This is a genomic window from Bifidobacterium leontopitheci, assembly GCF_009193355.1.
GTDB classification, from domain to species: domain Bacteria; phylum Actinomycetota; class Actinomycetes; order Actinomycetales; family Bifidobacteriaceae; genus Bifidobacterium; species Bifidobacterium leontopitheci.
In genome coordinates, this window is record NZ_WBVT01000059.1 from 1 (window position 1) to 11639 (window position 11639).

4 protein-coding genes are annotated in these 11639 nt (G+C 67.0%); all 4 read left to right on the forward strand.

The window, feature by feature from the left end; genetic code table 11:
* Positions 1–825: 825 nt before the first annotated feature.
* The 4 genes from F7D09_RS10650 (at position 826) to topA (ending at position 11176) form a co-directional block, all read left to right on the forward strand.
* Complete coding sequence (locus F7D09_RS10650; RefSeq protein ID WP_226836283.1) at positions 826–2889, forward strand: phosphatase PAP2 family protein; 2064 nt, start codon at positions 826–828, stop codon at positions 2887–2889.
* A 326-nt stretch (positions 2890–3215) separates the two neighbouring features.
* Positions 3216–3515 (forward strand): hypothetical protein, encoded by a 300-nt coding sequence (locus F7D09_RS10655; protein ID WP_152235466.1) that lies wholly within the window; start codon positions 3216–3218, stop codon positions 3513–3515.
* Between the two features lie 68 nt (positions 3516–3583).
* Positions 3584–7825 (forward strand): S8 family serine peptidase, encoded by a 4242-nt coding sequence (locus F7D09_RS10660; RefSeq protein WP_226836285.1) that lies wholly within the window; start codon positions 3584–3586, stop codon positions 7823–7825.
* Positions 7826–8233: 408 nt separating this feature from the next.
* Complete coding sequence (gene topA, locus F7D09_RS10665; protein WP_152235467.1) at positions 8234–11176, forward strand: type I DNA topoisomerase; 2943 nt, start codon at positions 8234–8236, stop codon at positions 11174–11176.
* The last annotated feature ends 463 nt before the right edge of the window (positions 11177–11639 follow it).

The following is an 11639-nucleotide window of genomic DNA, read 5'->3' on the forward strand; positions in this document are numbered from 1 at the left end:
CCGGCCTGTGATGATGCGTGAGTGTCCATACACCATTGTCACCACGCACGACCGTCAACCATGCCCCAGGACATACCGTCAACCATCCGCTGACACATGCGTCAACTATCCGCTGAAGCTAAACAGTTGAAATAATTTGACCGACCGTACGCAAACGGGGTGCATGGGTACGGTTGGTTGGGAAATGTCAACGGACTGTACTCCAGCGGGGATCTATGGGTACGGTTTGTCGATGGCGATACGGGATGGGCGGGGCGGATGACGCGGGCACGGAGCTCGGGCATTCGTCAGCGTCCGTTTTCTGTCAACGTCCGCTCGGCAAGGGTGGGGGCAGCCGCTCAGACCGCCGGAAGCGTCCGTTTTCGACTAAGAGCCGTACGGTCTTGGTAGGAAGCGGCCGCTCAGACCGTCTATAGCGTCCGTTTTCGACTAGAATCGGCAAGGTCTTGGTTGAAAAAGGCCGCTGACAGCCTGATTTGCGGTCGTTTGCCACTCGCTCGACCGACATCCTAGTGGGAAGCGGCCGCTAATCGGTCTCGGAACCTCAGACTGTGCCCTCGTCTGGGGCGTCCGTTTCCGCCCAATCGCACCGGTGCAACCCCGTCCCGGAATCCCGGTCCAACCGCGGCCCGGAACCCCTGTCCCCGCGGCCCGGAACCCCCGTCCCGGAATCCCTGTCCGGAACCTCGATGCCCCTCGCCCCGCCTCACCACCGGAACGCCATCCCGGAGAACAGTCAGCTCCTCGACCGGCATCATGGCGGGTTTTGTGCGCAATGCGGCGGCTGACACCCCGGTTGTCCGCGAGGCTCTACAGTCTTGGAGTATGAGTAGCGAAAACCGTCCCGATCTGCAAGAGTCCGCAGCGGTCCCGTCACCGTCGCAGTCGACCGCGCCCGATTCAGTCCCCAGTTCGGCTGACGGCACCTCGTTCGCGGCATCCGATTCGACCGCAGACGCTGTTTCCGCAACGGCGTCCATGCCCGATTTCGCCGGCATCGCCGACGTTTCGTGGCCGCAGGATGATGCAGTCGACTCAGCCGAGCCGGACTCCTCCTTCCCTGCCACATCTCCGGCACCGGCCGACGACATCACCGATTCTGCCGTGACCTTGTCTGCCGATCCGGTGACGGTCCTGCCGCAGTCCACCATCTCGCCCGCAGCCGCCGCCGCGTTCGGCCTGTCGTCGCTGGTGACGCCCGCCGAACCGCCCGCTGCGGCTTCCACCGAAACCGAGACGTCAGCCACGGCTCGCGACGCGTCGCCGGAGTCGCCTGCGACGTCCGCCGCGACGGATACCGACGTCCCCGCGGCGAAGAATACCGTTCCTGCGACGGCGGTTTCCGCGTCGGAGTCGCCTGCCGTGACAGGGGGGAGCGCTCCTGCACCGGACTCACCGGCGACGTCCGCTGTGACGGATGCCGCCGCGGGAGCGTCCGCGGTGCAATCCGGTCTGTCGACTGCGGCACCCGCTGTGACGGTGGCGACGCGCGGCGCGGCCGACATGGAGCCGGCATTGCAGGCTTCGACCGCGGCACCCGCCGCGACGGAGAGTTCCGCTTCCGCGGCGGATGTCCGCGATTCCGCGCCAGAGCCGATCGCGGCACCTGCGGCACCTGCGGCACCCGCGGCAGATTCCCCCGCCCCCGCTCCCACCGACTCACTGCCGCTCATGCCGAAGGCGACGCCAGCGACCGCGTGGGCGACGTTCGACGCGCAGACCGACGCCGGCAATCCGCTGCGCGCTCTCGGCCGTCCGGACGCTGACGATCCGGACGCCGCCCCCGAAGACCGCCGCTCACGTGCGGAACGTCGCCGCGCCGCGAAAAACGGTGCGAAAGGCTCGGTTGCGACCGCTGCAGCCCTCAACTCGACCGCAACCGCCGCCGACGAAGCGGACATCGAGCGCGGCCTCGCCCGCCGCGACCCGCTGACCGTGCGCCCGCGCGTGTCGAGCCGCGTGCTGTGCGCGGTGTTCGGCGTGCTGCTCGTCGTGCTCGCGTTCGTGGTCTGGTGGTTCGCCGTGCGCACCGAGGACGGTCAGTCCTACGAAGACCTGGTGTTCTCCGATTTCGACGACAGCCTGCCCGCGTGGGCGTCGGCGCTGGCGAGCCCGTTCGTCCATGTGAATCTGGGCTCGGTCGGCTTCGTGCAGCTGAATCTTACGGTCATCGTGTCGCTGGTGGTCGGTGTGGCCGCGCTGGCGACGGCCGCCGTGCGCAAACGCTGGTGGCTGCTCGGCCAGTCGGCGGCGTTCGTTGTGGTCTGTTTTGCGGCGACGTATCTCAAGGAGCTGCTGCCGCGTCCGTTCATCATCAATACGGATTCGCAGTCGGCGAATTCCGCGCCGTCCGGGCATACGATGCTCGCGGCGGCTGCGGTGATGCTGCTGGTGTGCGCGGTGCCGCGCGTGGCGCGCGCGTGGGTGACGCTGGTCGGTGCGGCGTATGCGATGGTGATCGGGTTTTCGGTGATCGCCGGCGGATGGCATCGGACGAGCGACGTGGTCATGGGACTGCTGCTGGTCGGCGCGTTCGCGTTGCTGACGTTGGCGTTCACGCGCACGTCCGGCATGGACGAGCCGGGGTCGCGCGCCTCGTCCGCGAGTGTCCAGATCGTGGGCACGGTGATGATCACCGGTGGGCTGCTGGCGTGCGTGTACGCGCTGTACCTGATCTGGCAGATCCAGCCGGGGCTGTCGTTGAGCGCGTCGTGGGCGAGCGCGGGGGCGCACGTCTCCACGTTCGCGCTGATCGGCGGCACGTCGGCGCTGGTGTTCGGTCTGGCATTGGCGATGCGGCAGCTCACGGCGTCGCCGCTGTCGCGCGCCGGACTGGTGGGTGCGCCGCCCGCCCCGCCGAAGCAGCGCAAGGCGGCCGACGACGAGTAGCGGCGGCGGGATGTGACGGTGGGGCTGGCGCTAGCGGTCAAATCGCCCGTCATTGCTCCTCGGCGCAAGGATTTACGGAAATGACGAGGGTGTTCCGTAATTTCTTGCGCTGAGGAATTGGCAGCGCAAGGATTGACGGCTGATGGGTGTGACGCTCCCCCAGTCAGCCTGCGGCTGACAGCCCCCTCCACCGAGGGGGCCGAGGGCTCCAATGTGGAGCCGGGTTTCGTCATGCCCTTGCTGACAGCCCTCTCCACCGAGGGGCCGAGGGGCGGGTTGGCCGATCGTCCGCAATGGGGTTGCTTCTCTGCCGAGTGGCGAGAGGAATGATGACCACCCTCAGTCTCGCTTCGTTCGACAGCTCCCGCCGGCGGGAGCGGGAGCGGGAGCGTCTTGCACCACATTCCCTCCACCTCCGCGCGCACCGAACCAACCTTCGTGAACCCTCACAGAAAAATATGAAAATCGCCTTCGCTACCACCCCGGCAAAACCCGCAAAAATACGGAACTATCATGAAAAACGCGAAATTTTCCATAAAAAACCGGGGCAAAAGGCGCGAATCATCAAAAAAATCAATGACCACATAATGAAAGATTTCTGGTGTTTCGTCGATTTTGCAACATAAGTCCTCTATGGTTTGACCGTTAACGGTATCAACCGTTGAATTGGAGATTCAACAAGAGGGGAAATCCAGTGAATCAGAAGAAATGGATGAGCGCCGCCGCGCTCGCCGCGAGCGTCGCCATGCTGGCCGCGCTGCCCGGCACCGCGAGCGCCGCGCAGCCGGCGGGCACCGACCCGACCGAGCTCGCGATCAACTCGCTGAACGCTTCCGGCGCGAAGCTCAGCGTCCAGGGCAAGCTGTCGTCGAGCCTGACGTCCGTGAACGGCACGGTCACCGCGTTCGTCGAGACCAAGGGCACCGCCGGCCTCCAGCAGTCCCTCAACACCCGTGCGCGTCTGGACAAGCAGCGTTCCGCACTGTCCGACGCCCAGAAGAACGATCAGGCCGCGGCCGCCGCGAAGGGCGCCGCCGCCAAGGCCGACAAGACCGCGGACGGTGTGTTCGCGGCCCTGAAGAAGCTCGACCCGAACGCGAAGACCCTGTACACCACGTCGTACGTGCTGCCGGGCGTCGCCGTGCAGGCCGACGCGACCGCGCTGCGCCGCCTCGCCCAGGAGAACGGCCAGGTCGTGCGCATCTCGCGCATCACCCCGAAGACCGCGGTCGACACCTCCACCGCGGACGTGACCGCCTCCGAGCTCGCCAAGGCCGCGCAGGAAGCCAAGGACGCGAAGGCGAAGGCCGGCAACGAGGCCCCCGCCAACTACAACAACGACCCGCTGGTCAACGCGGTCAAGACGTGGACGAACACCGGCAACACCGGCAAGGGCGTCAACATCGCCGTCATCGACACCGGTCTTGACTACACGCACGCCGACTTCGGCGGCGCCGGCACTGAGGAGGCCTACCAGACGGCCCTCGCCGCGGCCGACGAGACCGACAACCCGGTCACCGAGGATCCGACGCTGAGCAAGCTGCTCGACAAGAACAAGTTCAAGGGCGGCATCGACCTCGCCGGCGCCACCTACGGCTCCAAGGACGCCAACGGCAACCTCGACGCCAACCCGGTCCCCGACTTCAACCCGATCGATGGTGAGGGCGGCCACCACGGCACCCACGTCTCCGGCACCGCCGCAGGCTACGGCGTGACCGCGGACGGCAAGACCTTCAAGGGCGACTACACGAAGCTCACGCAGGGCGACGTCGCCGGCATGGAGATCGGACCCGGCTCCGCCCCCGAGGCAGGCCTCTACTCCATCAAGGTGTTCGGCGACAACGGCGGCACCACCGGTCTGGTGCTCGACGCGCTCGACTACGTGGCGCAGATCAACGCCACCGCCGACGCGGCCGATAAGGTCAGCATCGTCTCCATGTCGCTCGGCGGCAGCTTCGGCGCCCCCGACGACGCCGAAAACAAGGCCGTCGACCAGCTCACCAAGGCGGGCGTGCTGTCCGTGATCGCCGCCGGCAACGACGAGGACGTGACCGACATCGCCGGCGCCCCGGGCACCGCGAAGTCCGCGCTGACCGTCGCCGCCAGCCAGTCCGGCCGCACCCTGCAGGACGCCATCGAGGTCGCTGACGGCCCGGCGTCCCTCAAGGGCCAGAAGCTCGCCGGCCAGTACTCGCAGAACTATGCGAAGCTCGACGACTTCTCCGTCACCGGCAAGGTCGTGCGCGTGACCGACAAGGACAACCTCGAAGGCTGCAAGCCGTACTCCGACGCCGACGCCGCTGCCGTCAAGGGCAACATCGCGTACGTCGAATGGGACGACTCGGCCGTCAACTGCGGCTCCGGCGCCCGCTTCAACTACGCCCAGCAGGCCGGCGCGGTCGGCATCCTCTTCGCCTCCCAGTCCAACATCCCCGAGGCCGGCATCGCCGGCAACGCGGGCATCCCCGGCCTCCAGCTCGTCAAGAACGCCGCCGAGAACAAGGACTTCCAGCAGGCCATCGACGACGGCACGCTGACCGTGACCCTGTCCTCCAAGCTGCGCCTGAGCCTCAAGGCCGACTACTCCGCCGAGAGCGAGGACACCATCGCGTCCTTCACCTCCCGCGGCAACCACGGCTCCTATGACGGCACCGTCAAGCCCGACGTGGCCGCACCCGGCGTCGGCATCGTCTCCGCGTCCGCCGGCACCGGCTCCAAGCCGGAGGTCATGAGCGGCACCTCCATGGCCACCCCGCTCACCTCCGGCGTGACCGCGCTCGTGCGCGCCGCCCACCCCGACTGGTCGGCCGAGCAGGTCAAGGCCCAGGTCGTGAACACCGCCGACCACGACGTGCTCACCAAGGACCGCAAGACCGCCTACAGCCCGCTGCGCGTGGGAACCGGCCGCATCGACGCCTACGCCGCCGTGAACGACGCCGTGCAGGTGTACGACTCCGCCGACGAGCAGGCCGTCACCGGCCAGTTCGGCGTCGTCCAGGTCACCAAGAACGGTTACGAGGCCAAGAAGACCTTCACCGTGAAGAACACCGGCAAGGTGACCCGCACGTACAAGGTCTCCTACGCCCCGCGCACCGAGGTCTCCGGCGTGACCTACAAGGTCAGCACCGACACCGTGACCGTCAAGCCGCGCTCCACCGCCACGTTCGACGTGACGCTGAGCATCCCGGATTGGTCCGCGCTGCGTCACGACCGCGACAAGACCGAATCCGCCGAGGTCGGCGGCCACAAGCGCAGCTGGGTCTCCGACGCCAGCGGCGTGGTCAAGCTCACCCCGACCGACAAGGTCGATGACTACGGTCTGCGCGTGGCCGTCTCCTCCGCGCCGAAGCCCGTCACCGACACGCAGGCCAACTTCGCCCAGACCGGCAAGGACACCAAGGGCCTCAAGCTCACCGGCAACGGCCTCGCCCAGGGCGACGCCGAGAACGCCTACAACGCCAAGGCCTACCCGCTGATCTACTCGACCACCGACCCGGTGGACGTGCAGTACGGCGAGGACGCGCACTCCGCGAACCGCAGCCTTGCGGCCGCCGACATCCGCGCCATCGGCTACTCCAGCACCGCCAACCAGTTCGCCGACCCGTCCAAGGGCACACTGAACTTCGGCATCGTCACCGACAAGTCCTGGAGCAAGCTCGGCGAAACCGTGACGCCTGAGATCTGGATCAGCACCGGCCTGAACGACGAGGTGCCGAACAGCGACCCGAACTACGTGATGCTCGTCAACACCACCGACGGCAACGCGCAGACCGACACCGCGTGGGTCACCACCTACAAGCTCGTCAAGGGCGTCGGTGGCTACGGCCTCGGCGATGCGGTCGACGTCGAGCCGATCGACGACGCGTTCATCTACGACTCCAACCAGGTCGTGCTGTCCGTCAAGATTGCCGCGCTCGGCCTGAACACCAAGCAGGACGAGAACGGTCTCTACAACTCGACGTTCCTGTACATGGCCCAGACCGAGTCCAACTACACGAACAGCGACAGCACCGTCGTCGACCAGGCCGGCGGCGACCGCTCCACGCTGTCCAGCGCCCTGTACACCGACTTCGACTTCGGTACCAAGTCCGCTGACGGCAAGACCGACCAGTCCAGCTGGCCGGACGTCGACGGCACGACGATCCCGGTGAAGAAGTACGACGGCCTCAGCCTGCTCGGCGAAGGCAAGACGCTGACCATCCACACCAACGCCGCCGCCCCGGAGAAGTCGACCGACACGCTCGGTGACCTCGACATCGACAGCTACGATCCGGACCCGGCCCAGCTCAAGGACCTCTACGAGCGCTACTCCACGCTCAAGCAGTCCGACTACACCAGCAAGTCGTGGGCTCCGTTTGCCGCCGCGCTCAAGGCCGCCAAGGCCGTGCTCGACGACGAGAACGCCGTCCAGACCGAGGTCGACAAGGCCTACAACGACCTGCAGAAGGCGTACGACGAGCTGGTCTACGTGGCCACCGCCGACGGCAAGGGCAAGCTCAAGGCCGAAATCGACGCGGCCAAGGGCCTCAAGCAGTCCGACTACACCGCCGCTTCCTGGAAGACCTACGTGGACGCGCTCGCCGCGGCCGAGAAGGTCTACCAGAGCAACGACGTCTCGCAGGACGAGGTCGACCAGGCGCTCCAGGCGCTCCAGGCCGCCCGCACCGCGCTCGTCAAGAAGCCGGCCACCAACAACGGTGGTAACAACAACGGCGGTAACAACGGTGGTACCGGTAACGGCGCTGGCAACGGCGCCGGTAATGGTGCCGCCGCGAACGGCAACGGTTCCGCGAACGGCGCGAACGGTGCCGCCAACGGTGCCGCCAACGGCCAGCTGAGCCGCACCGGCAGCGCGGTCACCGGCATCGCCGCGGCCGTGCTGCTGCTCGCCGTGGCTGGCGCAGGCCTGCTGACCTGGCGTCGCCGCCGCGCCTGATCGGTCACTGATGGTCCGGCGGCCGGTCGCGCATGACGCCGCCGTGACCTTCGTGACATGACATGACAAGCCCCGCCGATGAGGTCGGTTCGCCGACCCTCACCGGCGGGGCTTTGCCATGCACAGTCCTCATTACGTCACGTGGACCGGGCGGCCCGTGTGACGTGCGTTCGACAATCGTTGGAATTGCTGGGTTTTCGTCGGTCGTGTCACGTGGGTCGGGCGGCCCGTGTGACGTTCGACATCGTGATGGCATCGCGTCGGCGCCATGACTGCGAGGCGTCGATACGGCGGCTGCGAGTCGATGGCCGGAAACCTGCGCGGCGACCTGCATGATACCGTTTTTGCGGTTTGACCATGCCGCGTGATTAAGATGAAGGCCAGAACCACAGCATGTAAGGAGAGGCAATGGGCACCGGCAACAAGCTTGTCATCGTGGAGTCTCCCACCAAGGCGAAGAAGATCGGCGGGTATCTGGGGGACGGATACACCGTGATGGCGTCGGTGGGGCACATCCGCGACCTTGCGCAGCCCAGTCAGGTCCCGGCCGCCGACAAGGACAAGTTCGGCAAGTTCGGCGTGGACATCGACGACGGCTTCAAGCCGTATTACATCGTGGACGGCGACAAGAAGAAGACCGTCGCCGAACTGCGCAAGGCGCTCAAGAACTCCGACGAGCTCTACCTCGCAACCGATGAGGATCGCGAAGGCGAGGCCATCGCATGGCACCTCGTGCAGACCCTCAAGCCGAAGGTGCCGGTCAAGCGCATGGTGTTTCACGAGATCACCAAGGACGCCATCCAGGCGTCGCTCGACCACACACGCAACGTCGACGAGGATATGGTTGACGCGCAGGAGACTCGCCGCATCCTCGACCGTCTCTACGGCTACGAGCTGTCGCCGGTGCTCTGGCGCAAGGTCGGCCCCGGCCTGTCCGCCGGCCGTGTGCAGTCCGTGGCGACCAGGCTCATCGTCGAGCGCGAACGCGAGCGCATGGCGTTCGTCCGCGCACCCTACTGGGACGTGACCGCCGAACTGACGGCCGCCGGCAACGTCGCGGCCGCCGACCAGACGGCAACGTTCGAGGCCCGCATGGTCTCGCTCGGCGGCAAGCGGCTCGCCGTCTCCAAGGATTTCGGTTCCGACGGCAAGCTCACCCCGGCCGGATTCAAAGACAACGTCCGCCAGCTGGACGAGGCTCAGGCCACGGCCGTCGCCGCCGCGCTGCGTGACGCGACGTTCACGGTCGCCTCGATGGAGACCAAGCCGTACCGCCGCCGTCCGCTGCCGCCGTTCACCACGTCGACCCTGCAGCAGACCGCCGGCAACCGCCTGTCCATGAGCTCGCGGCAGACCATGCGCGCCGCGCAGGGGCTGTACGAAAACGGTTACATCACGTACATGCGAACCGACTCGGTCACCCTCTCGCAGGAGGCCATCAGCGCCGCACGCAACGCCGTCGAATACCATTTCGGCAAGGCGTTCCTTTCGGACGGCCCCAAGCAGTACGCGACCAAGACCGCGGGTGCGCAGGAGGCCCACGAGTGCATCCGCCCGGCAGGCGCGCGCTTCCGCGATCCGGACGAGCTCGCCGGCAAGGTGCCCGCCGACCAGCTGAAACTGTACACGCTGATCTGGCAGCGCACGCTCGCCTCGCAGATGGCCGACGCGACCGGCTCGACCGCCACCGTGCGGCTGAGCGCACCGGCCGGCGCGGACGGCGAGGCCGTGTTCCAGGCGTCCGGCACGGTCATCGAGTTCCCCGGCTTCATGCGGGCGACCGGTGAGGGCCGTCGCGCGGCCGCGTCCGGCGCGAACGCTGAAAAGTCCGGCAAGGACAAGGCCGACGCCAACGTCTCCCTGCCGCCGATGCAGCCCGGCGACACGCTCGCGGCCGCCGTGGTGACCGCCGACGGCCACGAGACCCAGCCGCCGGCGCGGTACACCGAAGCGTCGCTCGTGAAGACGCTGGAAGCCAAGGAGATCGGCCGTCCGTCCACGTACGCGAGCATCATCTCGACGATCATCGACCGCGGATACGTGTACGAGCGCGGCCGTGCGCTGATTCCCAGCTGGCTTGCGTTCTCGGTCATCAAACTGCTGGAGACCAAGTTCCCCAAGTACGTCGACTACCAGTTCACCGCCGACATGGAGAACGGCCTCGACCAGATCGCGCATGGCAAGGAGACCGGTCGCGACTGGCTCACGCACTTCTACTTCGGCTCCGGCACGGGCGCCGCGCAGTCGGCCGACGACGTGAACGCCGGTCTGCAGCAGCAGGTGGCGCAGCTCGGCGAGATCGACGCGCGCGCCATCAACACGATCGACATCGGCGACGGCCTGCACGTGCGCGTCGGCCGTTACGGCCCGTATCTGGAGGACATGAACCATCTGGACGAGGAGGGCAATCCGAAGCGCGCGTCCCTGCCCGACACGATGGCGCCGGACGAGCTGACCGTGGCGGCCGGTCACGAGCTGATCGACAGCAACGCGGGCGGTCCGCGCGTGCTCGGCGTCGATCCGGCCAGCGGCGGCACCGTTGAGGTGCGCTCCGGCAGGTTCGGCCCGTACGTCGCGCTGGTGCCGGCGGAGGATGCTGCGGCCAGCGCGGATGCTGCGTCCGGTGCTGCGGCGAAGGCGGCTGCCAAGACCGCTGCGAAGTCCACGTCGCGCGCGAAGAAGACGGCTGCGCCGCGACCGAAGATGGCGTCGCTGTTCAAGACGATGAGCCCCGAATCGCTGACGCTGGACGACGCGCTGCGGCTGCTGTCCCTGCCGCGCACGGTCGGCACGTACGAGGAGGCCAACACCGAGACCGGCGAGCTGAGCCCGGTGACCGTCGAGGCGAACAACGGCCGTTACGGTCCGTACCTGACCAAGACCGGCGCCGACGGCAAGTCGGAGACCCGTTCGCTCGCCTCGGAGGACGAGATCTTCACCGTCGACCTCGACAAGGCGAAGGAGCTGTTCGCCCAGCCGAAGTACCGCCGCGGCAGGGGAGCGGCCAAGCCGCCGCTGCGTGAGCTCGGCCCCGACCCCGAGACCGGCAAGCCGGTGACCATCAAGGACGGCTTCTACGGCGCGTACATCACCGACGGCGAGACGAACCGGACCGTGCCCAAGCAGTACACGCCCGAGTCGATCGAGCCTGCCGAGGCGTTCCGTCTGCTCGCCGAGAAGCGTGCCGCCGGACCGGCCAAGAAACGCACGCGCAAGACGGCGACGAAGTCGGGCGCCAAGTCGGCGGCCAAGAAGACAACGGCCAAATCAACGACGGCCAAGTCGACCGCAGCCAGGAAGACAGCGACCAAGAAGACGCCCCGGAAGACCGCCGCAAAGCCGGCCGAGTAGCCTGTGGCCGCGCTTTCGCGTCACTCTGCTCGCCCGGGCACAGTGACGCGGGCGCGAGAACCGTTGGAAATACTGGATTTTGCGGGGGTGCGTCACCGTGCTCGGGCGAGCAGAGTGACGTGAAACTTGAGTATGTCATGCGTGAAGGGTCGACGACCCGTGCGACGTGTTGACGACCCTCGCGACGTGGGGAACGACGCGAGGGTCGTCACGCGGTCCGCCCGTCCCGCGTGACGTGTGGTTGTGAGGCGTTGCGAATGCTGGGGTTTTGGTGTTTCGTCACGTGTGACGGGCGGCCCGTGTGACGGTTTGTGCGCTGCGTGTCATACAGGTGATGCACCGTGTTTATTTATCTGATGGGTTGAGTGGCGACGCTGACGCTCGCACCATGCGTGGTGTTGTTTGAAAACCTACGCGTGGGAGGGGACTTCAGCGTGTGGCGCGTCGTGCGGCGCGTTTGCGG

Excerpts from the sequence above, each read along its gene's own strand:
- F7D09_RS10650 (WP_226836283.1), top strand. The coding sequence starts at position 826 with ATGAGTAGCGAAAACCGTCCCGATCTGCAAGAGTCCGCAGCGGTCCCG.
- F7D09_RS10655 (WP_152235466.1), top strand. The coding sequence starts at position 3,216 with ATGATGACCACCCTCAGTCTCGCTTCGTTCGACAGCTCCCGCCGGCGG.
- topA (WP_152235467.1), top strand. The coding sequence starts at position 8,234 with ATGGGCACCGGCAACAAGCTTGTCATCGTGGAGTCTCCCACCAAGGCG.